This window comes from Agromyces italicus DSM 16388, from assembly GCF_000421545.1.
GTDB classification, from domain to species: domain Bacteria; phylum Actinomycetota; class Actinomycetes; order Actinomycetales; family Microbacteriaceae; genus Agromyces; species Agromyces italicus.
In genome coordinates this window covers 79,773-103,430 of record NZ_ATXF01000006.1, presented here as the reverse complement: position 1 = coordinate 103,430, position 23,658 = coordinate 79,773, and the positions used below count along the sequence as shown (strand labels likewise).

The window sequence follows — 23,658 nt, the reverse complement described above, 5'->3', positions numbered from 1 at the left end:
TCCGCAAGACCAGCGAAAGCGAAACGAGAAGCACATGGAACGCATCGAGACCGACGTCGTCATCGTCGGCGCTGGGGCCGCCGGCCTCACCGCCGCCAACAAGCTGAAGGAAGCCGGCGAATCGGTCGTCGTGCTCGAGGCGCGCGACCGCGTCGGCGGCCGCCTCTGGACCGGCGACGTCGACGGCGCCATGCTCGAGATCGGCGGCCAGTGGGTCTCGCCCGACCAGGACGCCCTGATTGAGACGATCGCCGAGCTCGGCCTCGAGACCTACACCCGCTACCGCGAGGGCAAGAACGTCTACATCGCCGAAGACGGCGAGCGGCGCCTGTTCGAGGGCGAGATCTTCCCGGTCCCCGCGAAGACCGAGGGCGAGATCGTCGGTCTCATCGAGAAGCTCGACGCGCTCGTCGCCGAGATCGACCCGGATGCCCCGTGGGAGCACCCGCGCGCGAAGGAGCTCGACGAGATCTCGTTCGCCGAGTGGCTCGGCACGCAGACCGATGACGAGGAGGCGAAGCTCAACATCGGCATGTTCATCGCCGGTGCGATGCTCACGAAGCCGACGCACGCGTTCAGCGCACTCCAGGCCCTGCTCATGGCCGCGTCGGCCGGCTCGTTCTCGAACCTCGTCGACGCCGACTTCATCCTCGACGCGCGCGTCGTCGGCGGTCTCCAGCAGGTGCCGCTCGGACTCGCTGCGAAGCTCGGCGATGCGGTGCGCCTGAACCAGCCGGTGCGCACGCTCCGCTGGAACCCCGACAACCCCGCCGAGGGCGTCGTCGCGGTCACCGACTCGATCGAGGTGCACGCGAAGCGCGTCATCCTCGCCGTGCCGCCGATCCTCTACAGCCGCATCTCGTACGAGCCGCCGCTGCCCCGCCGCCAGCACCAGCTCCACCAGCACCTCTCGATGGGCTTCGTCATCAAGGTGCACGCCGTCTACGAGACGCCGTTCTGGCGCGAGCAGGGCCTGTCGGGCACCGCGTTCAGCCCCTACGAGCTCTGCCACGAGGCCTACGACAACACCAACCACGGCGACACCCGCGGCACCCTCGTCGGCTTCGTCTCCGACGAGGAGGCCGACGGCGTCTTCGCCCTTTCCGCCGAGGAGCGGAAGGCGAAGATCCTCGAGTCGCTCTCGCACTACTACGGCCCGGAGGCGCTCGACCCCGTCGTCTACTACGAGAGCGACTGGGGCAGCGAGGAGTGGACGCGCGGCGCGTACGCCGCGAGCTTCGACATGGGCGGCCTCGCCCGCTACGGCGCCGACCTCCGCAAGAACGTCGGCCCGATCCACTTCGCCTGCTCCGACATGGCCGGCAAGGGCTACCAGCACGTCGACGGCGCGATCCGCATGGGCCGCCTCGTCGCCGAGCAGATCCTCTCCAACTGATTCCGATTCGGGTTTGCAGGACAATCGCGCGTTTGCAGGACTTCCCTTTCGCAAGACGTCCTGCAAATCCCGAGATGTCCTGCAAACCCCGAAGGAGACCCGCATGACAGAATCCCTCCGCATCGTCGTCGGCTACACGGCCGACGACTCCGGGGCCGACGCGCTCGCGTTCGGCGCCCGGCTCGCCGGGGCGACCGAGGCGATCCTCGAGGTCGTGATGATCCTGCCGATCGAGGCCCGCGGCGGCGTCGTGCCTCGCGACCCCGGCTACGAACGGCTCGTCAAGGAGCGCTCGCAGCGTTGGCTCGCCGAGGCGAGCGCGAAGGTCGGCGACGACATCGACCAGTCGCTGCACATCCGGTATGCGGAGTCGTTCGCCGAAGGGCTCGTCGACGCCGCGCACGAGTTCGGCGCGTCGCTCATCGTGGTGGGCTCCGCCCGCGGCGCGATCGTCGGGCGTTCGCGCATCGGTTCGGTCGCGAGTGCCCTGCTGCACGCCTCGGATGTCCCGGTCGCGCTCGCCCCTGCGGGCTCGCGCGAGGTGCCGATCTCGCTCGGCGTCACCCGCATCACCGCGGCGATCGGCCAGCGCGCCGGGGCGAGCGCCGTGCTCGAGGCATCCGTTCGCCTGGGCCGGGCGACGCACGCACCGCTGCGCCTGCTCTCGTTGGTGCCCATCGACCTGCCCTCCGGCATGGACGAGGAGCTCGCCGACCTCACGAGCACGGCGCACGCCCGCGAGGTGCTCGTCGAGGCGCAGCGGGCACTTCCCGCCGCCGTCGAGGCGACCGTGTCGACCGCCACCGGATCGAGCATCGAGGAGTCGGTGCGCGCACTCGAGTGGCACGTCGGCGAGATCGTGCTCGTCGGCTCGAGCCGGCTCGCGACCCCGAGCCGGCTCTTCCTCGGGTCGACCGGCTCGAAGATGCTCAGAGAACTGCCGGTGCCGATGATCGTCGTGCCGCGCCCCACCGACTGAAAGACGCCGCGATGACGCACTCCCAGCACCCCGCAATCCCGCACTCCGAGGCGAACGCGCCGCTCACGACGGCGAGCGCCTCGGTCGACGGCGCCGACGAGCACGGTCTCACGAAGAAGGGCCTCTCGGCCGGATCGGTCGGCCTCATCGGCGCGATCGTCATCGGAATCTCGTGCATCGCCCCGGCGTACACGCTGACCGGCGCGCTCGGCCCGACCGTCGCCGAAGTCGGCACGCAGCTGCCGGCGATATTCCTGCTCGGGTTCATCCCGATGCTGCTCGTCGCGTTCGGCTACCGCGAGCTCAACAGCGCGATGCCCGACTCGGGCACCTCGTTCACGTGGGCGACCCGGGCCTTCGGCCCGTGGCTCGGCTGGATGGGCGGCTGGGGGCTCATCGCCGCGACGGTCGTGGTGCTCTCGAACCTCGCGGGCATCGCGGTCGAATTCTTCTACCTCGCGGTCTCGCAGGTGGTCGGGTTCTTCGGCGGGGATGCCGCGGCCGTCGCCGGCCTGGTCGCGAACCCGTTCGTCAACGTCGTCACCTGTCTCGTGTTCATCCTCGGGGCGACGCTCATCTCGTACCGCGACATGCAGACGACGCAGAAGGTGCAGTACTGGCTCGTCGGGTTCCAGCTGCTCGTCATGATCGGCTTCGGCGTCGCGGCGTTCTGGCATGTCGCGAACGGCACCGCGTTCGACGCGACGCCGGTCGAGCTCAGCTGGTTCAACCCCTTCGAGGTCGGCTCGTTCTCGGCCGTCGTCGCCGGGCTCTCGGTCTCGCTCTTCGTGTTCTGGGGCTGGGACGTGACGCTCACGATGAACGAGGAGACGAAGGGGTCGCGCACGACGCCCGGCCGGGCGGCGACCCTGACCGTGACGATCGTCGTGGCGATCTACCTCTTCGTCGCGATGGGTTCGCTCGCGTTCGCGGGCGTCGGAACGACGGGTGTGGGGCTCGGCAACGAGGCGATCCAGGAGAACGCGTTCTTCTACCTCGCCGGCCCGATCCTCGGACCGCTCGCGATCTTCATGTCGCTCGCGGTGCTGTCGAGCTCGGCGGCGTCGCTGCAGTCGACCTTCGTGTCGCCCGCGCGCACCCTGCTCGCGATGGGGCATTACGGTGCCCTGCCGCATAAGTTCGCGTCGGTGAGCCCGCGGTTCTTCACGCCGGGCTACGCGACGGTCGTCGCGGCGGTCGTCGCCGCGGTGTTCTACACGGTCATGCGCTTCGTGAGCGAAGACGTGCTGTGGGACACGATCACGACGCTCGGCATGATGATCTGCTTCTACTACGGCATCACGGCGTTCGCGTGCGTGTGGTACTTCCGCAAGACGCTCTTCGCGAGCGCCCGCAACGTGTTCTTCCGGCTGATCGCGCCGTTCGTCGGCGGCACGATCCTCGCGGTGCTCTTCTTCACGACGCTCGTCGACAGCATGGACCCCGGCTATGGCTCGGGCTCGAACATCGGCGGGCTCGGCCTCGTGTTCGTGCTCGGCATGGTCATCCTGCTGTCGGGCGTCGCCGTCATGTTCTGGCAGCGCTGGAAGCGCCCGGCCTACTTCCGCGGCGAGACGCTCTCGCGCGCGGTCGCGGAGGACTGACGAGGCTCGCCCTCGGTGCTCCGAACGCACGACGAGGGGTGCGGGCTCTATGGCAGGAGAACACGCTCAGGCGGGAGAATGGCAGCTGCAATCTTTGCGGCGATGTCCTGGATACTCCTTCAGCGCCTGGGTGCCATGCATTCTCGACGCCTGCCACGACTGGGCTCGATGGGAGCCAGACCGTCCGTCGGCTAACCGCCTAAGAGGTCTGGGGGTTCGCTGGGAGCCGGCACACCCTCGCCGCGATGCTTCCGCGATGTGCGTTCACCAGCACGGGAACGGCGAGCCCGGCACGCCCCATAAATGATATGGACGCCTGATTTTTCCTGTTAGGGTCGCCTAACCGACCAACGATGTGAGGGAGTGCGACATGAAGTTCAGCAGTCTGAAGCGGGCAGCCGTTGCAGGGGGAGCCGCCCTGTTGCTGGCTGGCGGGTTGACCATCACCGCAGCGGCGCCCGCAAACGCGATCTGTTCCTGGACCCCGTCGAAAGGCTCGACGTGGACAGGGTTGAACCCGAACGGCTGCACCAGTACTTCCCGAGGACAGGCACGTATCTACCGGTACCTCGCTTCGTTCCCGACTGCGTACGACAGTGCGATCATGGCAAACGACTACGCGTACGTCTCCAATTCGTCCGGCACCAACGCCGGCCATGCAGCCCGGGTTGGCACCAGCTCGGGCATGGATGGCTGGTACAACTTTTGATCCCAAGTTTCCTTCGGGTTGCCCCGGCTGCGATGGCGGCCGGGGCAACCCTTCTGCTGCTGGCGGCGTGCAGCGCTCCTGAGGCTGAGGCTGACGGTCCATACGCTGAGGCCGCGCGGGATGCACAGCGCCAAGCGACAACCGACTTCGAACGGGACGTGTTCGACGACCTCACCGTGTCCCGCGATGAGTACGAGGAAGCTGTGGCCCGGTATGTGAAGTGCATAAAGGATGCAGGGGCCGATGTCCTCCCAATCGATCAGGGCGGCTACTACTCGTACCAAGTGTCGGGTGACATTGCTGCCTACGATGCGGTCGCCGACCGCTGCTCAGCCGGCACGCGTGTCCTCATCGAACCTTTCTATGTGAATCTCGTCCGCAACCCAGACGCGCAGGACTTCCCAGACATCGTCGCGGAGTGCTTCGTGCGTCACGACGGTGTCGATGAGGAAGTGACGGGTTCCGATGTGACGGCGTACTTGGATGCGTCGACCAGCGGGGATCCGCTGCCCTTCGAAGTTGACGCCGAGGTGTTCGACCTCTGTATGAGCAATCCGCAGAACTGAACCCGGCGCACATAGGACGAAGGCGATGGCTTCAAGCAGCACTAGGCCAAGACTCACGAGCATGTTCCTCCTCGCCTGCGTCTGCGCGGTGGGAGTGGGGCTGATCGCAGGCATACTCCTCCGGCCACCACAACTTCCCGAATCGTTGGAAGCCTCAACAATGGCGGCGACGATACCGGTCGAAGCCACTCAATTCACGGACGAGCGGCAAGTGAACGTCACGCTCGATGTTGGGACGCCCGCCCCGATCACTAGCCCGCGCGCAGGAACGATCACCGCAACGTACTGTGCCCCCGGCGAGAAACTCGGCAGCGGGGCGGTGATCGCCGTCATCAACGACCAGCCGATCGCCCTGCTGCACACCAAGTCACCGCTGTGGCGAGACATGGAGGGAGGTGAAACAGGTGCAGACGTTGACGCCCTCATCGAAGAACTCACTCGACTTGGATACACGAGTTCCGAGACGCGCAGCTTCGACTGGGGGATAGCGGAAGCACTGCACCGGTTCTACTCCGACCGCGGCATCGAGGACGACTTCGACGGACTCAGGCTTGACCGTATCATTTGGGTTGCCGAGCCAATAGTGACCCTCGGCGACTGCCCTTCAGGCATCGGAGCATCCGTGCAGGCCGGAAGCGAGCTCGCGAAGCTTCAGCAGACAATTCAGGCGGCAGTCATTGCACCGATGCCCGGGGACCTTCGCGCAGGAGATCGGGTGCTCATTATCGGAGAGACACACGTTCCCATCGACGCTACCGGCAGGTCGACAGGTCCCGTAACCGACCTCGCCAATGAGGATGATGTGATCGCCTACATGGCGAGCAAGGATGGCAAGCTTGGCGGCAAACTTGCCTTGTCGGCCCCACTCGACGTGATCGCAGTCCCCTCGGCAAGCGTGTTCGGCACCACGGACCGCCAGTGCATCGCCGATGGCAACCGAACCTACGTGGTCCAGGTCGTCGCGTCGAGGCTCGGCAGCACTCTCGTGGAGGTCGAGGGGAAGGCGCCGAAAACCGTTCTAGTCAACCCGAAGAGAGACGAAGCGTGCGGATAGTTTTGCGCAACGTTGGGCATCGTTTCGCGAGCAACATACTGTTCTCTAACCGAACGTTGACATTCGAGCCCGGGCTGATCTACGCGCTTGTCGGCCCTTCAGGTTCCGGGAAGTCGACACTTCTAGCCATCCTTGCCGGCATGCTGGATCCAGCAGAAGGGTCAGTGGACCGAGACCAGGTCGATGACATCTACTGGGTGTTTCAAACTTCGAATGGTGTCGCAAATCGATCCGCCCTCGACCATGTAGTCCTCCCGCTCCTTGCGAAAGGCGCGTCCCGGCCCGATGCGGAGCCGAATGCTCTTGAAATATTGAGGACCTTTGGACTCGAAGAGGCCGGCGACCTGCCGTTCAAGGCGCTGTCGGGTGGGCAAGCCCAACGGCTGATGCTTGCGCGAGCGGTCGCACGTGACCCTCGCTGCCTGTTAGTCGACGAGCCGACAGCTCAACTTGATCGCCACAGCGCAGCGGCCGTCAGCGGCTCGCTTCTCAACCTCCGATCTCGCGGGCGGATCGTGATCGTCGCCACACACGATGCACAGGTGATCGAGATGTGCGACTCGCTCGTCGACCTGGGGGGACAGTGAAGCTACGGTCAGTTCTCACCGAAGCGATTCGCAACGTCAAGTCCGGAGCATCTGGCGCGGTCGTCTGGCTCGCCGTTGCTGTCGCTGTCGGAGCCGGCACATACCTGTTGGACACCCTCCAGGCGGTGCAAGTACTTCAGACTGCGTACACCTTCGACGAGCGCGGAGGATCCACCGTGCAGGTGCGATCGGACCAGGCGATCGACGCGGACCGTTGCGTCGCGCTGGACAGTGTTCCGGGTGTCCAGGGAGCGGTCGCGCTCCGGTTCACAGATTCGGTCATCAGCCCTGTGGTTCGGCCGGACAACCCGATACCGGTCGTTGAGACGGCCGGGGACGCGGCCACGTTGTTGGGCGCCAGCACCGCGCCACAGCCGGGGCTTCTCCTACCCGACGGGCTCGCGACAGTCATTGGTGCAGAGCGTGGATCGAATCTTCCACTCACATCCGGCGAACAAGTAGCTGTTCGCGGGATATACAACTTTCCAGAGGATGGGAGGGATTCCCGGCTCGCAAGTAGTGCGGTCGCTGGTACTGCTGACCATCGCCCGTTCGATGAATGCTGGATCCATGTCTGGCCGGTCAATGACAAACTCCTTGACCTTGTGTTGTACGCCGCCGACTCAGGAGCTGATGATGCCGCCATTCCGGAGGTCAATCAGCTAAACACGACGCTCGGAACCGATCCCGGCTTCGATGCTCAGTTCCGCGAGCGTGGTACCCAACTGATCGCCGCAGCAGGTGTCGGCCTGTTCGTCCTGGTTGGATTCGCTGCTGTTTGGATGCGTCGACTTGAGATCAGCACCTCACTGCAGCTGGGTGTCCGCAAGCGACATCTGATTTTGCAGCACGTCGTCGAAGGTGCCACATGGGTGTTACCTGCAAGCATCCTGCTCGGGTCGATCGGGTTCGCGATAGTCATGACGTCAGCGCGGCCACCCGATGCGTCTGCCCTGCTGGAGGAACTCACGGTACACGCGTTGGCGGCTGTGGCCGGGGTTCTGGTCGGGGGAGCCCTTGCAGTCCTCACAGTGAACCCGAACCTGCAGTACACGTACCTTAAATCTCGCTAAGTCTCCTCGCGCTGCTGCGCTCCCATGGACATCAGCTCGCAATGCCACGACACCGCTCGCGACCGCGGCCCGCCGAATCAGGGACCGCCTACGCCTCGTAGGCGGTGCGGCCGGCGACGACGGTGCGGATGACTCGGGCATCGAGCAGCGCGGGCGCGCCGGCCTCGAACGGGTCGAGGTCGAGCACGGCGAAGTCGGCGGCGAGCCCTTCGGCGAGACGCCCGCGCACGTCCTCCTCACGGATCGACGCGGCCGCGTCGCGCGTCGCGTGGCCGAGCGCCTCGGCGAGCGGCAGCGCATACTGCGGCGCGTACGCCGGCAGCGACGGGTCGAGCGCCGACTTGCGGGTCGTCGCGATGTAGAGGTTCGGCAGCGAGAGGTGCGGCGCGGTCGGCGCGTCGGTCGAGAACGCGAGCAGGGCGCCCGCGTCGCGGTACTCGGGCCACGCGAAGCCTCGGTCGACGCGGGCGTCGCCGAGCCGGGCCATCCAGTTGTCCATGATCGACGGGTCGCAGTGCACCGGCTGCATCGACGCCGTGACGCCGAGCCGCGCCATCCGCTCGGCGGTGCCGGGCGCGGCGTACTCGAGGTGCTCGACGCGGTGACGCCGGGGGCGGTCGCCGGGCCGCTCGCCGTTGACCTCGATCGCGTGCTCGATCGCGTCGAGCGCCGACGAGCTCGCCGCGTCGCCGATCGCGTGCAGCGCGACCTGGAGCCCCGCGGCATCGGCGGCGGCCACGACGGGCGCCATCTGCTCGTACGGCCAGATCGGGTCGGCGTTCGTGCCGTCGGCGTAGGGCGCGTGCATCGCGGCGGTGCACGCGTCGATGACGCCGTCGGTGATGAGCTTGATGCCGGCGATGCGCAGCCACGGCGTGCCGCCCTCGGCGAGTTCGACGGCGCGGGCGACCTGCGCGAGGTTCTCGGCCTCGTCGCCCGTGTTGCCGACGAGCCAATATGCGACGAGGTGGAACGGCAGCCCGCCGCGCCGGGCGACGACGCGCTCGAACGACTCGAGCTCGAGTTCGCCGAACGCCATGTCGGCCGCTCCGGTCACGCCCGTCGCGAGATAGGCGTCGAGCGCTCGCTCGACGGCGTCGTCGCGGTCGGCGTCGGTCGCGACCTCGGCGAGGTGCGTCCACACGTAGTGCTGCGAGGCGGTCTCGTAGAGCATGCCGTCGGGCTCGCCGTCGGCGTCGCGGCCGATGCGCCCGCCGAGCGGGTCGGGGGTGTCGCGGGTGATTCCGAGCTCGGCGAGGGCGGCGCTGTTCACCCAGGTCGAGTGCAGGTCGTTGGCGTCGAGGTACACGGGCACGTCGGCGACGACCTCGTCGATCATCTGCCGGGTCGGCGACCCGCCGGGCACCGAGTCGAACAGCCACGAGACGCCGAGGAGGTGCGGCGCCTCGGGAGCCGCGTCGCGGGCGGCCCGCAGGCGCGCCTGGATCTCGCCGAGGTCGCGCGCGTCGCGCAACTGCACGCGGCCGAGCGCGTCGCCGAGCATGTGCAGGTGGGTGTGCACATCGAGGAATCCGGGCACCACGAGCCGCCCACCGAGGTCGAGCACCTCGGCGCCCGGCCCGGCCGTCGCGGCCGCGGTCGCGGCATCCCCGACGAAGGCGAGCGTCTCGCCGTCGACGACGAGGGCGTCGGCCCACTCGGCGCCGTCGCCGGGCCGGTTCGCGGTGAAGATGCGGGCGTTGGTGACGAGGGTGCGGCTCACGCGGTGACCTCCTGGGTCTGTGTGGTGGATGCCTCGGGGCGCGCGCCGGCCGACGGGTCGGCCTCGGCGCGTTGGAGGCGGGTCGAGAGACGGGCGACGGCGATGGCCGGTACCGCGAGCACGAAGCTCGCGATGCCGAGCGCGACGGCGAAGCCCTGGTAGCCGAGCACCTCGACGAGCCCCGCCCCGATGACCGGGGTGAGGCTCGAACCGACGAGGTACACGGCGAGCAGCGGCCCCGACCAGCGGCCGTCGACGTCGAGCGCCGCCGAGGTCGAGACGAAGTACATGAAGGCGACGGCGTAGATGGAGTTCCACGCGATGAACACGACGATGAACGAGGTCTCGTCGCTCGTGAAGCCCTCCACGATCTTCAGGAGTCCGCCGAGCCCGAGCAGGATGCCGAGGGGCAGTGCGCGCCCGAAGCGGTCGCCGACGATCATGAGCAGCACCGAACCGATGAGTCCGCCCGCCGTCGCGCCGCTGAGGGCGAGGCCGAGGCCCTCGGGGGTCAGCGCCGCCTGCTCTGCGCCCATGACGCCGGCCATCGCCCAGAGCGAGTCCTCGCTCGCGGCCCAGAGTGCGAAGGTCACGAGCAGGGTGAACCCGGCGATCGTGACGAGGCGGGTGGTCGCCGCGCTGCGCACGGGCACGGCGCGAACGACGCCGGTCGGCGGGATCTCGACGGGCACCGCCTCGGCGACCGCGGCGCCGGCCTGCGGTGCGTGCACCGGCGCGGCGGGCAGCCAGCCGCTCACGGCGATGCCGATGAGGCTGAAGAGCGCGAGTGCCCCGAACACGTCGATCGGGGCGAGGCCGATGAGCGGCACGACGAAGAGCACGATGGTGATGACGCCGCGGTTCGCGAGGCCGTTGAATCCCGCGACCCGGTCGGGGTTGCGGAATGCCGCGAGGGCGGCGCCCGCGGCGGCGACCGCACCGCCGGCCCCGGCGCCGCCGACGAGCAGCCCGGCCACGACGACGCCCGGCGCGGGCACGAGTGCGGCGGCGCCGAAGCCGACGACCCCGAGCGCGAGCCCCGCCCGGGCGACGAGCAGTCTGCGGGGGCCGGCGCAGAGCGGCGCCATCGCGAGGCCGACGATCGCGGTCGCGAGGAGGGCGCCGGTCACGATCCAGCTCGCGGTGAGCACGTCGGCGCCGAGCGCGGTCTGCAGGGCGGTGATCATGTACGGCGAGAGGTTGACGCCGAGGTAACCGGCGATGGCGATCGCGAAGGTCGCGGTCGCGGTGGGCAGGCGCAGCGGGACGCGTGCGCTGAGGTCGGAGTGCGACATCGGGGGCTCCGGTTGGGGGATCGGGGCACTGCGGCGTGCCGGGTGGGATGATGCGGCGCGGTGCCGCACTAAACGAATGGTATTCGTTTATTATGCCTCGTGATGCCGGATCGCGAAACCCCGGCCCGGGGCATCCGCGTAGGCTGACCTGGTCAACCGACCGACCGACCCGAGGAGTGCGCATGGCGAGGCCGAAGGTACCGCTGCTGTCGGCCGATCGCATCGCCGATGCCGCGATCGAACTCGTGGATTCGGGCGCCGTCTTCGGGGTCAATGCGCTCGCCCGCAGCCTCGGCGTCACCCCGTCCTCGCTCTACAACCACGTCGACGGGCGCGACGGCATCATCGAGCTCATGCGCGGCAGGCTCGGCAGCAGGTACCTGCCCGAGCCGCCCTCGGGCACCTGGGATGAGGTCGTCGTCACCACGATGCAGGGGCTGCGACGGCTCTACGCCGAGCACCCGGCGATCGTACCGCTGCTCGTCGGCAAGACGATCACCGACGACAGTGTCATCGCGAGCTACGACGCTCTCGCGACGGCACTCGCCGACGGCGGGTTCCCCGACGACGAGGTGCTCTCCGTCGTCGCCGTGCTCGACGCGTTCGCCCTCGGATTCGGGCTCGACGTCGCCTCGCCCGACGACATCTGGCAGCCCGATGCGCCCACCCGGAGCCTCGACCGGCTCATCGCCTCCGCCGAGCGGGGCGACGCGCGATCCGAGCGGGTGTTCGAGCTCGGCCTCGAACTCGTGCTCGATGCGCTGCGGCTGCGGCTCGCTCGGCTGCGCGGCGGCTGAGGCGCCGAGCCCCTCGTGCGCCCCGGGTCCCCCTCGCGCGCTTCGCGTTTACAGGACATCTCGGGGTTTACAGGACACTCCGCGGGCGAGGCCGTCCTGTCAATCGTGCGATGTCCTGTAATCCCCCGGGGGTGGCGCGTGCCGCCGAGCCCGCCGATGCCGCCGAATAGACTGACGGGGTGTCTGTGAACCCCGAGCTGCAGGGGCGGGTCTACCCGCCGACCGAGCCCTACCTCGTCGGTCGTGAGAAGGTGCGCGAGTTCGCCCGCGCCGTGTTCGCGACGAACCCGATCAACCTCGACCCCACGGCCGCCGCGGCCGCCGGCTACGCCGACGTCGTCGCCCCGCCGACCTTCGCCGTCGTCGTGCAGGAGCACTCGCTCGCCCAGCTGCTCGCCGACCCCGACGCGGGCATCGACTTCTCGCGCGTGGTGCACGGCGACCAGCGCTTCACCTCGACGCGGCCGATCATCGCGGGCGACCTGCTCACGGCGACCCTCACCGTCGCGAGCGTCAAGACGCTCGGGGCCCACTCGATGGTCACCGCCGAGACGGCGATCACCGATGCCGCGGGCGAGCACGTCGTCACCGCGATCTCGACGCTCGTCATCCGAGGAGAGGACTGATGGCCGCCGAAACCGCCGCTCCCGACTTCGCCGCCCTCGCCGTGGGCGATGTGGTCGCCGAGCGCGGGTTCCCGCTCTCCCGCGACTCGCTCGTGCGTTACGCCGGCGCCTCGGGCGACTTCAACCCGATCCACTACCGCGACGACGTCGCCGCGTCGGTGGGGCTGCCGGGAGTCCTCGCCCACGGCATGCTCACGATGGGATTCGCCGTGCAGCCGGTCGTCGACTGGGCCGGTGATCCCGGCCGCGTCGTCGACTACCAGGTGCGGTTCACCCGCCCGGTCGTCGTCGACCCCGTCGACGGCGCCCTCGTCACGGTCTCCGCGAAGGTCGGCCAGCTCGACGAGGCCCAGGCCGTCGCCCGCATCGACCTCACCGTCAAGCTCGGCGACGACACCGTGCTCGGCAAGGCGCAGGTTCGCGTCGCGCTCGGCTGACATGAGCGGCGCCACTTCGTTCTCGGAGCTCACGACCCTGCGGGTCGGCGGGCCGATCAGCCGGCTCGTCACCGCGACGACCCAGCGCGACCTCGTCGACCTCGCAGCGGAGGCCTGGTCGTCGGATGATCCGTGGCTCGCGCTCGGCGGCGGCTCGAACCTGCTCGTCGCCGACGAGGGCTTCCAGGGCACCGTCATCCGCGTCGCGACGAAGGGCATCGAAGTGATGCCGGGCGACGGTGCGGGCCTCCGCGCCTCGGCCACCGGATCGGTGCGCCTCCGTGTGCAGGCCGGCGAGGTGTGGGACGACCTCGTCGCCTGGACGGTCGAGCACGGCTACTCGGGCCTCGAGGCGCTCTCGGGCATCCCGGGCTCGGTCGGTGCCGCGCCCGTGCAGAACATCGGCGCCTACGGCCAGGAGCTCGCCTCGACGCTCGTCGCGATCGAGTTCCTCGACGAGGGCGCCGAGCGCCCGCGCCGCATGACGGCCGAGGAGCTCGAGCTCGGCTACCGCACCTCGGTGCTGAAGCAGGGCCTGCCCGGAATCGTGATCTCGGTCGAGCTCGAGCTGCACGACACCGCCTCCGAGCTCGCCGTGCTCGGTGAGGCCCCTGGGCAGCCCATCGCCTACGCCCAGCTCGCCGGCGCCCTGCACGCGCAGCTCGGCGACCGGGTGCCGGTCGCGCGGGTGCGCGAGACGGTGCTCGCGCTGCGCGCCTCGAAGGGCATGGTGCTCGACCCTGCCGACCCCGATTCGGTGAGCGCGGGCTCGTTCTTCACCAACCCGATCGTGACCGAGCGCACGGCCCGCTCGATGCCCGCAGACGCTCCTCGTTGGTACCTCGAGCCCGATGAGCCCGACGAGGTGACCCCGCTGGCGACGATCGCCTCGGGCACCCCGCTCGACGCGTTCCTCGCGCTCCAGGCCGAGCCCGAGGCCGCCGGCATGGAGGCACCGACGCATGCCACGGCCCGCGGGCCGCTCGTGAAGCTCTCGGCGGCGTGGCTGATCGAGCACTCGGGCATCTCGCGCGGATTCGCCCTGCCCGGGTCGCGCGCCGCGATCTCATCGAAGCACACCCTCGCGCTCACGAACCGGGGCGGCGCGAGCGCCGACGAGCTCGCGCAGCTCGCGCGCTTCGTGCAGCAACGGGTGCAGGCCGAGTTCGGCGTGGTGCTGCGGCCCGAGCCGGTGCTCGTGGGCGTCGAACTCTAGCCCGGCGCGGCCGAGTGAGGTTCGGCGCGCCGAGGCCGGTTCGAACCGTCCTCATGGCGAAGAACCTGTCGAGGAGGACGCGAGCGGCGTGACCATACGGTGAGCCGGGGCGGGCTATCGTCGGTGGGGTGGACCGCACCGACTTCATCGAACATCGACGCCCCGACGGCGAGCTCGTCGGCTGGCTGCGCCCCGAGGGCGAGGGCTTCGTGCCCGTCGACCTGCTCGGCCGCGAGCTCGGCGGCGCCGTCGACTGGCTCGCGGGCGAGGAGTGGCTCGAGGCGCACGGCCTCGGTTACCTCGCCGACCCGTACGTGCTGCGACTCGACGACGGCTCCGAGCTGCGGGTGCGCATCACCGAGGTGAGCACCGACCGCATCGTCGTCAAGAAGGACGACTTCGGCGCGATCGACATCCCGCTCATGCGGTTCGAGCTCGCCTGGCCGATGCCGGCCGAGCTCACGCCGCTCGGCGACCGCGAGCTGCCCGTCTGGTGAGGGGCCGAGCCAGGCGGAATGCCGAGGAGTCTCAGCCGCGTGCGGCGCGGCGCTGGCGCTCGCCCCGGCGGATGAGCCCGACGATGCCGAAGAGCGCGACGACGATGCCGGCCACGGCGAGCAGGTAGAGCGGCACGAGCGGCATCGGCACCGCGGCGATCCAGAAGAGCACCTCGTCGCGGTGCTGAAGGTCGACGAGCGTCCAGAGCGTGAATCCGGCGATCGTGCCGAACAGCAGCGCCCAGACGAGCGCGCCCCAGCGGACGGTCGGCCGGGGGAGCGGAGCGGTTGCGAGCGTCGCCGTCGCCGCAGGTGCGTCGAAGGGTGCGGGCGGCACAGGCGGCACGAGTGCCGTCGGCGGCTCGTCGGCGAGCATCCGGTCGAAGGCGAGCGTCTGGGCGGTGCCGTCGATGCGGGCCGTGTCGAAGCGCTCGGTCGCGAGTTCGGCGGTCGCGTCCTGCTCGGTCGCGTCGCGGCGCTCGTCGGGCGTGGGTTCGGGCATGGTCGCTCCGTTCATTCGTACACCTCGATGAAGACCGAGCCGGAGTTCTGGCGGAGCACGAGGCGCGCATCGGCCGAGACTCCTTCCGGGTCGTTCACCGGCTCGTCGCCGAGCACCAGGACGCGCTCGTCGATGTCGCCGAACTGCGGCTGCGAGGCCTGGCCGTCGCTGCCGACGACGATGTAGCTGATGGGGCCGGCGTCGGCGGCGTCGAGCACGAGCGAAGTGCGGGGCTCGACCGTGATGTAGGTGTCGCCCGTGCCCTGGGTCAGGGTGATCACCTGCGCGTCGTTCGGGTAGCCGTCGTACGACCCGACCGAGACGTACGCGTCGCCGATGGGCTGCAGGAGCTGCTGCGGGTAGCCGAGCGAGATCGACTGGTTCGGGGCGATGAGCCTGCCGTACGGGGCGAAGGCCGACACCGCGGTGCTCACGAGCATCGCGACGAGGCTCGCGGCGGTGATCGTGGCGAGGATGCCGCTGCGGCGGCGGCGGAGGGCGGCGACGACCATGCCGAGCGAGAGCACGAGGGTCGCGGCGGCGAGGGCGATCGCGGCGCTGAACGCCGCGGTGTCGGCGTCGCCGTACGACCAGATCGCCGCGATCGTTCCGGTGACCACCGCGATGCCGAGCAGCGTGAACACGTAGGCGGCGCTCGCGCGAGGCCGGCTGGCCTTGCGAGCAGCGCGGGCGGCCTCCGCCTGCGCCTGGAACTCGAGGGCGCGCACCCGCGCCTCCTCGGCGGCCTGCGCGCGGGCGGCGCGGTCGGCTTCGGCCTGACCGGCCTTCCACTCGGCGTGAGATACCCGCCACGCCTCGTGCTGGGCCCGCCAATCGGCGATCGCGGCTGCGTCGGCGCCCTCGGCGGGCACCGGCGGCTCGGTGCTCGTGGGTGGCATGGCGGCGGATGCCCCGGCAGCGGCCGTGCCTGCGGCGAACGCGGCGGCGCCCTCGCCCGGGGAATCGACTCCGATGGGCCCCGAGTCGGCGGCGCCGGGCGCGGAAGCCATTCGCGCCGCACCGCCGACCGGGGAGCCTGCTGAGGCCCGACGGGCGAGCCAGATGATGAACCAGACGATCGCACCGATGACGAGCAGCACCCAGAAGACGCGCAACGGCCACGTCAAGTTGAACCCGAAGACCGGGTCGGACACCGGCCAGTCGGGCCACCAGCGCCAGCCGAGCCATCCGCCCTGCACCAGTGGGATGAACCCGATGACGCCCATCACCGCGATGCCGACGACCGCAGGGTCGACGATGCCGCGGGTGAGGCGCTCGAGGTGGATCTCGCCCTCGACATCGGGCAGCAGCAGCCACGCGATCGCGTAGACGAGCACGAACGGCGCCCCGAGCACGGCGAGCACGACGACGATGCCGCGTACGATGATCGGGTCGATGCCGAGTCGGGCGCCGACGCCCGCGCAGACGCCGCCGAGCCAGCCGGCCCGCCGCGGCACTCCGAGCCGGCGGAGCCAGGCGTAGAAGCCGGGGCCCGTGGCATCCGGCTCACCCGCCGTGCCGGTCGAGTTCGGAGCCGAACCGACCGCCCCGTCGGCCTGCTGGCCGGCGGACGCGGAGTCCCCCTGCACATCCTCCGGCGCTGGGCCGGCCCCTGGGGCGGTCTGGTTCGTCTCCATGCCTCGATGCTGGCAGTCCCGCCGGGGTGCTCGCCATGGGGTGGATCCCTGATTCGACCCTGAGGGTGGGGTCGGGCCCGCGGCCGTGGCCCCGCCGTCTGCTTGGATTGCAGACATGGATGAGCGGACGGCCGAGGCGGCGGAGGCGACGGCGCCGGCCGTGCCCGCAGGGCCCGCCGCGGCGTCGGCACCGCCCGAGCGAAAGCTCACCCGCCCGCGCGACTGCGTCGCGACCGGGGTCTCGGCGGGTCTCGCCGAGCATCTCGCTTGGCCGGTCTGGGTGGTGCGCGCCGGGTTCGTCGTCTCGAACATCGCCGCAGGTGCCGGGCTGATGCTCTACGTCTGGCTCTGGGCCCTGACTCCCTGGTCGCCCGGCGAAGAGCGCCCGAGTCGAAGCGCACCCGTCGCCTGGATGCTGGTCGCGGCATCGACGTTCTTCCTCGCGCCGGTCTGGCTGACGCAGGCCTCGGGCGCCGGGTACGTCGCACCGGTGGCGAGCTGGCTCGGCCCGACCCTGGCCGGCATCGGCCTCGCCGTGGCCGCGGGCGCGTGGGCGACGTTCGTCGATCGGAGCGAGACCGCCAGGGGGCCGCGCCACGAGCTCGTCATCCGCATCGCCGCGACGGTGCTGCTCGCCGTCACGACGCTCACGTTCGTGGCGGTGCTCGGGTGGTCGACGAGCACGGCGAAGACGTACGGTGCCGCGTTCATCGCCTTCGCCGCGCTCGTCGGCATCGCGCTGGTGTACCTGCCCACCCTGCTCGCGCAGTGGCGCGAGCTCAGCGACGAGCGCACGAAGCGCATCCGCGAGGAGCAGCGCAGCGAGATCGCCGCGCACCTGCACGACTCGGTGCTCCAGACGCTCGCGCTCATTCAGAACCGGGCCGGGGCGACGAGCGAGGTCGCGCGCATTGCGCGGGCGCAGGAGCGGGAGCTCCGCGACTGGCTGTTCGCGGGCGATGCTCCCGTCGACAGCGACCTCGGCACCGACCTCCGCGACTTCGGGGCGGCGCTCGAGATCGACTACGCGGTGACGGTCGACGTCGTCGTGGTCGGCGAGATCCGCGAGCGGGCGAGCGGTGAGCTCGCGGCGGCGGCGCGCGAGGCCATGTTGAACGCGGCGCGTCACGCCGGGGGAGAGGTGTCGGTGTACGTGGAGTCGAGCCGCGAGGCGGTCGAGGTGTTCGTGCGTGATCGCGGACCGGGGTTCAGCCTCGCCGAGGTGCCCGGCGACCGGCTCGGCGTGCGCGAGTCGATCATCGGGCGGATGCGCCGGGCCGGCGGCTCCGGTTCGGTCGCGCCGGGCGCGGGCGGAGTCGGTACCGAGGTGCGTCTGCGCTTTCCGGCCGAACGTGCGGGCAACGCGGGCGGCATCGGCGGGGAGGTGCCGCGTGGCTGAGCGCGTTCGGGTCGTCGTGGTCGACGACCACTCGATCTTCCGCTCGGGCCTGAAGGCCGACCTCGACGACACGATCGAGGTCGTCGGCGAGGCGCACGACGTCGAGTCGGCGGTCAGGGCGGTGACGGATGCCTCGCCCGACGTCGTCCTGCTCGACGTGCACCTGCCCGGGGCGGCGGTGCCCGCCGGCACGAGCGGCGGAGCCGAGGTGATCCGCCGCGCGGCGAACACCGTGCCGGGTACGAAGTTCCTGGCGCTCTCGGTCTCGGACAAGGCCGAGGATGTCGTCGGAGTGATCCGCGCCGGGGCGCGCGGGTACATCACGAAGGGCTCCTCGGGCGCCGACGTCAGCCGGGCCGTGCACGCCGTCGCGGGCGGCGACGCCGTGTTCTCGCCGAAGCTCGCCGGATTCGTGCTCGACGCCTTCGGCGCCGCGGTCGGTGAGACGGCGCAGGCGAGCGACGAACTCGATCGGCTCTCGGCCCGGGAGCAGGAGGTCATGCGGCTCATCGCTCGCGGCTACGCCTACAAGGAGGTCGCCTCGGAGCTCTTCATCTCCACGAAGACCGTCGAGACGCACGTCTCGGCGGTGCTGCGGAAGCTCCAGCTCTCGAGCCGCCACGAGCTGACGGCGTGGGCGAACGCGCGGCGCCTGCTCTGAGGCATCCTGCGCCGCGCGCCCGGCCGCGCGCCCGGCCGCGCCCCGTCACGTGCCCCGGCCGCGCCGTCACGTGCCCCGGCCGCGCGCCCCGGCCGCGCCCGGCCGCATGATCGGGAGGAGTTCGCACGATCCGGAGGAGAGGATCGGCCGAGGACTCCTCCCAATCCGACGAACTCCTCCCGAACGGGACCGCCGAACGGGACCGCCGAACGGCACCGCCGACGGGACCGCCGCCGAACGGGGGCGAGCCGCGGCGGGCCGACGGGACTGCCGAACGGCACCGTCGAACGGCTCAGCCGCGTGAGGAGGGCGTCGCGCACTTCGCGGCGCAGCCCCGCGGCGGCCCGGGCGATCTGCTCGCCGAGTTCGCCTAGCTCGTCTCCGCGCCGAAGAACTCGAGCGCGGTGCGGCGGCGGAACCGGGCGACCGCGTCGTCGATCATGTCGTCGAGCGTCTGGCTCGGTTCCTCGACGGTGTGCGGCACGCCCTCGGCGTCGTGCGCGAGCCGGGGCGGAGTTCATACGGGGTCATGCGAGCCTCTCGAGGCCATCGGCATGCGTCGACGGACGGGCTCGGCCCTGCCGCTCCTGCGGTGCATGCGGATGCCACGTCAAGCGTAGGTGCATCCGCACGCACCGCATCGGCCGCGAGCCGATCAGCGCTGCGACGGGGTGCTCCCCGTCGCCGAGGAGGCCGGTTCGCCGTCGTCGGCCGGCCCAGTCACCACCGTGCCGCCGTCGCGCAGGGCCCGCTCCGCGGCATCCGCCTCGTCACCGGCGATCGCTTCGCCGCGCGCGACCATGCCGGCCTGGTCGGAGAGCGGGATCTGCTTGAGGAAGAGGGCGAGCACGAACGCCGCGAGGATGAACGGGATGAGGTACCAGAACACGGGTGCGAGCGAGTCGGCGTACGCCGTCACGATGGCGTCGCGGACGGGGCCCGGCAACTCCGAGAGGGCTTGCGGATCGAGCGTCGACATGGCGTCGCCCGCCTGCGAGGCGCTCGCACCGGCATCCGTGAAGATCTTCGTGAGGTTCTCGGAGAGCCGGGTCGTGAACATCGCGCCGAAGATCGCGACGCCGAGCGAGGCGCCGACCTCGCGGAAGTAGTTGTTCGTGCTGGTCGCGGTGCCCACCTGGGTGGCCGGCACGGCGTTCTGCACCACGAGCACGACGACCTGCATGATGAGGCCGAGGCCCGCGCCGAACACGAACAGGTACACGCAGATCAGCCAGATCGGGGTGTCGGCCGAGAGCGTCGTCATGGCGAACATGGCCGCCGCGGTCACGAGCGTTCCGGCGATCGGATAGGCGCGGTAGCGGCCCGACCTCGAGATCGCGATGCCCGACCAGATCGAGGTGCCCATCATGCCGGCCATCATCGGCAGCATCAAGAGGCCCGAGGCCGTCGCCGAGGCGCCCGACGACATCTGCAGGAACGTCGGCACGAACGCGATGGCCGAGAACATGCCGATGCCGAGGGTGAAGCCGATGGCGGTCGCGTTGACGAAGACGGGGTTCTTGAAGAGCGAGAGGGGGATGATGGGGTCTTCGGCGCGTGCCTCGGCCCAGACGAACGCACACGCGGCCGCGAGGAGGCCGACGCCCCACGCCCAGGTCTCGATGGCGCCCCAGCCGTGGTCGGAGTTGCCGCCGAAGTCGGTGAAGAAGATGAGGCAGACCGTTGCGGCCGAGAGCAGCATGACGCCGAGTACGTCGACCATCTTCTCGGCCTTCTTGCTCGGCAGGGTCAGGGTGAACCAGGCGATCGCGAACGCCGCGATGCCGATCGGGATGTTGATGTAGAACGCCCACTGCCACGTCATGTGGTCGACGAAGAATCCGCCGAGCAGGGGGCCGGCGACGGCCGAGAGGCCGAAGATCGCGCCGAGCGGGCCCATGTACTTGCCGCGCTCCGAGGCGGGCACGATGTCGGCGATGATCGCCTGCGACAGGATCATGAGCCCGCCGCCGCCGAGGCCCTGCATGGCGCGGAACGCGACGAAGGCCCAGAAGGTCGGGGCGAACGCGGCACCGACGGAGGCCACCGTGAACAGCGCGATCGCGATGAGGAAGAGGTTGCGCCGCCCGAGCACATCGCCGAACTTGCCGTAGATCGGCATGACGATCGTCGTCGCGAGGAGGTAGGCCGTGGTGATCCACGCCTGGTGCTCGACGCCGCCGAGCTCGCCGACGATCGTCGGCATCGCGGTCGAGACGATCGTCTGGTCGAGGCTCGAGAGCAGCATGCCGGCGATGAGCGCCGAGAAGATGATCCAGATGCGTCGTTTCGTGAGCAGGAGGGGTGCGCCCTGGGGTGGTGCGGTCGTCATCGGGTTCCTTCGGGGGTGGGGGTGAAGAGGGCGCGCGCCGAGTCGAGTGACTCGAGGAGCAGCGTCGCGAAGTCGGGTGTGCTGGCGGGGGAGAAGTAGCGGGCGGCGGATGCGCGCACGATCGTGCCCATGAGCTGCACCGCCATGGCGGCACGCGGGTCGCCCGGCTCGAGCCCTTCGCGCGTCTCGATGAGGCCGGTGATCATGCGTTCGAGCTCGGCGCCCTCGCGCATGAACTTCGGCAGCAGCTGCGGCTCGCGCTCGACGAGCATCTCGGGGTTCGGTTCGTCGTCGGGGTGCTCGTCGTCGAACGGGATGCTCGCGATCGCGAGCGCGACGAGGTCGCGCATGAGCGTCGACGAGATGCCGGCGGCCTCGCTCGGGCGCGTGTTCACGAACTCGGTGAGGGCCTCGACGTCGAGGGTGTCGTCGCGGTGGCCGACGACCGCGTCGTCCTTCGCGTGGAAGTAGTTGAAGAAGGTGCGGCGCGAGACCCCGACGCGGTCGCAGAGCTCTTCGACCGTGAACCCGTTGAGTCCGCGTTCCATGGTGAGCAGCCGGGCCTGCCGGGTGAGCTCGCGGCGGGTGCGCTCACGACGTTGCTCGCGCACGCCGGAGGGTTTCGTTGCACTCTTGTCCATGAAGTGCAATTTTGCACTATCCACTCAAGAGTGCAAAATCGAGCTGAGTTCGGGTTTCATTCGAGGTCACAGCAGCCCGAGTTCCATCGCCCGGGTCACCGCGCGCGTGCGGTCGCTCACCTCGAGCTTCTCGAAGGCGTGCAGCAGGTGCGTCTTCACCGTCGCCTCGCCGATGAACAGCTCGCGCGCGATCTCGGGGTTCGAGCGGCCGGCCGCGACCAGGCGCAGCACCTCGAGCTCGCGCGGCGACAACGAGGGCGCGGCCTCCGCGGTCTCCACCGCACCCGCTCGCAGCCGGGCGACGAGCTTCGCCGCGATCGACGGGGCGAGCACGGTCTCGCCGCTCGCCACCGCGCGGATCCCCGCGAGGATCTCCTCCTGCGGCGCCGCCTTCAGCAGGTACCCGCCCGCACCCGCTTCGATCGCCGACAGGATGTGCTCGTCGGTCTCGTACGTCGTCAGCACGAGCACCCGCGTGCCCGGCACCGAGGCGACGATCTCGGCGGTCGCCGACGCGCCGTCGACGCCCGGCATGCGCAGGTCCATGAGCACGAGGTCGGGATGCTCCGCGCGCGCCAGCTCAACGGCCTCGGCCCCGTTCGACGCCTCCCCGACGACCTCGATGCCGGCAGCCGTGCCGAGCAGGCCCACGATGCCCGCGCGCACGATCGGATGGTCATCGGCCACGACGACGCGGATCGGAATCATCCCTGCTCCTTCCGCGGCACGGTCACCCGCAGCAGCGCACCGCCGCCCGCGGCCGCACCGAACTCGAACGCTCCGCCGACGAGTGCCGCGCGATCGCGCAGACCCGCGAGTCCGAAGCCACCCGCGACTCCGAAGCCACCGGCGTGCGTTCCGTCGACGCGGTCGCCGACGAGGTTCCCGGGCCCGACGCCGTCGTCGCGCACGGTCAGCTCGACCCGGTCGGCGGACGCCGTCACCCCGATCTCGGCCCGGTTCGCCTGCGCGTGCTTGCGCACGTTCGCGAGCCCCTCCTGGGCGCATCGGAGCAGCACCACCTCGAGCTCGCGGTCGAGGCCCGAGACATCCGCCGCGATGCCCACCCGTACCCCCGTCTCGCGCTCGAAGGCCTCACCGAGGCGGCCGAGCGCGGCGACGAGGCCGCCGTCGGCCGAGACCGGTGCGAGCGAGGCGACGAGGCCCCGCGCCTCGGTGAGCGCTTCGCGCGCCATCTGCTCGATGAGCTCGACGTCGCCGCGGGCCGCAGCGGCCGCCGGTCCCTCGACGGCCGCGAGCCGGTTCTCGGTGCGCTGGGCCACCATCACGAGGCCGGTGAGGCTCTGCGCGATCGTGTCGTGGATCTCGCGGGCGAGCCGCCCACGCTCCTCGTTGACGCCCGCGTCGCGGTGCATCGCGGCGAGCTGGCCCTGCGCCGCCTGCAGTTCGTCGAAGAGCCGGGCCCGCTCCTCCCCGACGGCCGCGATGTGCGTGATCCAGAGGCCGAGCGCGAGGCTGAAGCCGAGTGAGAGGGCGGCGACGGTGATGCCCGCGAGCCAGCCCCCTGGGCCGAAGTGCACGAGATACCCGCCGAGCAGTGCGAGCGCGATCACCACGTTCGCGATGATCGCGCGCCGGGTCGACGGGGCCGTGATCCAGATGAAGGGGTAGGCGAAGGCCTGGAGGATGGACGCGCTCGGGTCGAAGGCGACGCCCGTGCCGACCAGGACGGCGAGCACCGCCGTGATGACGACGTGGTGCGCGGCATCCTCGCCGCCGATGCGACCTCGCAGGTAGACGAAGTAGACCAGCACGAAGACGGCAGACACGGCCCATGCGCCCCCGTCATCGGGGCCGTAGGGCGGTTCGGCGAGCCCGAACAGCACGGTCACGGCGCCGACTGCGAGCGCCCCGAGATCCCACCAGCGGCGGTTCAGCATGCCGTCATGCTCTCACGGTGCGATCG

23 protein-coding genes are annotated in these 23,658 nt (G+C 70.2%); 15 read left to right on the top strand and 8 right to left on the bottom strand.

Translation table 11 applies throughout. The features are described from left to right. Positions 1-34 precede the first annotated feature (34 nt). From H516_RS0108470 to H516_RS22065, 8 genes are all read left to right on the top strand, one after another. Positions 35-1,396 (top strand): flavin monoamine oxidase family protein, encoded by a 1,362-nt coding sequence (locus tag H516_RS0108470; RefSeq protein WP_022889291.1) that lies wholly within the window; start codon positions 35-37, stop codon positions 1,394-1,396. A 103-nt stretch (positions 1,397-1,499) separates the two neighbouring features. Next, positions 1,500-2,375 carry a universal stress protein gene (locus H516_RS0108465; RefSeq protein ID WP_022889290.1) on the top strand — a complete coding sequence of 292 codons (876 nt, stop codon included), beginning with the start codon at positions 1,500-1,502 and terminating at the stop codon, positions 2,373-2,375. An 11-nt stretch (positions 2,376-2,386) separates the two neighbouring features. Next, positions 2,387-3,979, top strand: coding sequence for an APC family permease (locus tag H516_RS0108460; protein ID WP_022889289.1), 1,593 nt, complete (start codon positions 2,387-2,389; stop codon positions 3,977-3,979). Positions 3,980-4,349: 370 nt separating this feature from the next. Further along, on the top strand, positions 4,350-4,688 hold the full coding sequence (locus tag H516_RS22070; protein ID WP_157432201.1) for a hypothetical protein: 339 nt from the start codon (positions 4,350-4,352) through the stop codon (positions 4,686-4,688). A gap of 32 nt (positions 4,689-4,720) precedes the next feature. Continuing rightward, on the top strand, positions 4,721-5,254 hold the full coding sequence (locus tag H516_RS0108455; RefSeq protein WP_022889288.1) for a hypothetical protein: 534 nt from the start codon (positions 4,721-4,723) through the stop codon (positions 5,252-5,254). 61 nt (positions 5,255-5,315) lie between these two features. Then, entirely contained in the window at positions 5,316-6,308 is a 993-nt protein-coding gene (locus H516_RS19200) for a biotin/lipoyl attachment domain-containing protein (protein WP_157432200.1), read from the top strand. Beyond that, positions 6,299-6,895, top strand: coding sequence for an ABC transporter ATP-binding protein (locus H516_RS0108445; RefSeq protein WP_022889286.1), 597 nt, complete (start codon positions 6,299-6,301; stop codon positions 6,893-6,895). Before H516_RS19200 ends, H516_RS0108445 begins: the two co-directional genes overlap by 10 nt. Next, complete coding sequence (locus tag H516_RS22065) at positions 6,892-7,968, top strand: hypothetical protein (RefSeq protein ID WP_157432199.1); 1,077 nt, start codon at positions 6,892-6,894, stop codon at positions 7,966-7,968. Before H516_RS0108445 ends, H516_RS22065 begins: the two co-directional genes overlap by 4 nt. A gap of 88 nt (positions 7,969-8,056) precedes the next feature. On the opposite strand, the gene H516_RS22060 is transcribed toward H516_RS22065, so the two are convergent. Both H516_RS22060 and H516_RS22055 read right to left on the bottom strand, forming a co-directional pair. Continuing rightward, on the bottom strand, positions 8,057-9,691 hold the full coding sequence (locus tag H516_RS22060; RefSeq protein WP_022889284.1) for an amidohydrolase: 1,635 nt from the start codon (positions 9,689-9,691) through the stop codon (positions 8,057-8,059). Continuing rightward, entirely contained in the window at positions 9,688-10,986 is a 1,299-nt protein-coding gene (locus H516_RS22055; RefSeq protein ID WP_022889283.1) for a hypothetical protein, read from the bottom strand. Before H516_RS22055 ends, H516_RS22060 begins: the two co-directional genes overlap by 4 nt. A gap of 182 nt (positions 10,987-11,168) precedes the next feature. Here H516_RS22055 and H516_RS0108425 point away from each other — a divergent pair, with 182 nt between their 5' ends. From H516_RS0108425 to H516_RS0108405, 5 genes are all read left to right on the top strand, one after another. Continuing rightward, positions 11,169-11,783 carry a TetR/AcrR family transcriptional regulator gene (locus tag H516_RS0108425; RefSeq protein WP_022889282.1) on the top strand — a complete coding sequence of 205 codons (615 nt, stop codon included), beginning with the start codon at positions 11,169-11,171 and terminating at the stop codon, positions 11,781-11,783. Positions 11,784-11,962: 179 nt separating this feature from the next. Then, the gene (locus tag H516_RS0108420) at positions 11,963-12,409 is read left to right on the top strand and encodes an FAS1-like dehydratase domain-containing protein (protein WP_084620545.1); all 447 of its coding nucleotides are present in this window, start codon (positions 11,963-11,965) and stop codon (positions 12,407-12,409) included. After that, on the top strand, positions 12,409-12,846 hold the full coding sequence (locus H516_RS0108415) for a MaoC family dehydratase (protein ID WP_022889280.1): 438 nt from the start codon (positions 12,409-12,411) through the stop codon (positions 12,844-12,846). Before H516_RS0108420 ends, H516_RS0108415 begins: the two co-directional genes overlap by 1 nt. Before the next feature lies 1 nt (position 12,847). Further along, positions 12,848-14,062: a UDP-N-acetylmuramate dehydrogenase gene (locus tag H516_RS0108410; RefSeq protein ID WP_022889279.1), complete on the top strand. Its 1,215-nt coding sequence runs from the start codon at positions 12,848-12,850 to the stop codon at positions 14,060-14,062. A gap of 128 nt (positions 14,063-14,190) precedes the next feature. Beyond that, the gene (locus tag H516_RS0108405) at positions 14,191-14,559 is read left to right on the top strand and encodes a hypothetical protein (protein ID WP_022889278.1); all 369 of its coding nucleotides are present in this window, start codon (positions 14,191-14,193) and stop codon (positions 14,557-14,559) included. A 31-nt stretch (positions 14,560-14,590) separates the two neighbouring features. Here the strand turns inward: H516_RS0108405 and H516_RS0108400 are convergent, their stop codons facing one another. Then, positions 14,591-15,061, bottom strand: a complete 471-nt coding sequence (locus H516_RS0108400; RefSeq protein WP_157432198.1) for a hypothetical protein — start codon at positions 15,059-15,061, stop codon at positions 14,591-14,593. An 11-nt stretch (positions 15,062-15,072) separates the two neighbouring features. Continuing rightward, entirely contained in the window at positions 15,073-16,698 is a 1,626-nt protein-coding gene (locus H516_RS22050; RefSeq protein ID WP_022889276.1) for a PspC domain-containing protein, read from the bottom strand. Positions 16,699-16,813: 115 nt separating this feature from the next. Between H516_RS22050 and H516_RS19185 the strand changes: the two genes are divergently transcribed. Next, the gene (locus H516_RS19185) at positions 16,814-18,097 is read left to right on the top strand and encodes an ATP-binding protein (RefSeq protein ID WP_022889275.1); all 1,284 of its coding nucleotides are present in this window, start codon (positions 16,814-16,816) and stop codon (positions 18,095-18,097) included. Beyond that, positions 18,090-18,758, top strand: a complete 669-nt coding sequence (locus H516_RS0108385; RefSeq protein WP_022889274.1) for a LuxR C-terminal-related transcriptional regulator — start codon at positions 18,090-18,092, stop codon at positions 18,756-18,758. Before H516_RS19185 ends, H516_RS0108385 begins: the two co-directional genes overlap by 8 nt. Before the next feature lie 655 nt (positions 18,759-19,413). Here the strand turns inward: H516_RS0108385 and H516_RS19180 are convergent. The 4 genes from H516_RS19180 to H516_RS19175 form a co-directional block, all read right to left on the bottom strand. Beyond that, the gene (locus tag H516_RS19180; RefSeq protein ID WP_022889272.1) at positions 19,414-21,090 is read right to left on the bottom strand and encodes an MDR family MFS transporter; all 1,677 of its coding nucleotides are present in this window, start codon (positions 21,088-21,090) and stop codon (positions 19,414-19,416) included. Then, a complete protein-coding gene (locus H516_RS0108370) occupies positions 21,087-21,731 on the bottom strand; it encodes a TetR/AcrR family transcriptional regulator (RefSeq protein WP_022889271.1) in 645 nt (214 codons plus the stop codon). Before H516_RS0108370 ends, H516_RS19180 begins: the two co-directional genes overlap by 4 nt. Positions 21,732-21,797: 66 nt before the next feature. Continuing rightward, entirely contained in the window at positions 21,798-22,439 is a 642-nt protein-coding gene (locus H516_RS0108365; protein WP_022889270.1) for a response regulator, read from the bottom strand. Beyond that, positions 22,436-23,632 carry a sensor histidine kinase gene (locus tag H516_RS19175; RefSeq protein ID WP_022889269.1) on the bottom strand — a complete coding sequence of 399 codons (1,197 nt, stop codon included), beginning with the start codon at positions 23,630-23,632 and terminating at the stop codon, positions 22,436-22,438. Before H516_RS19175 ends, H516_RS0108365 begins: the two co-directional genes overlap by 4 nt. Between the last annotated feature and the right edge of the window lie 26 nt (positions 23,633-23,658).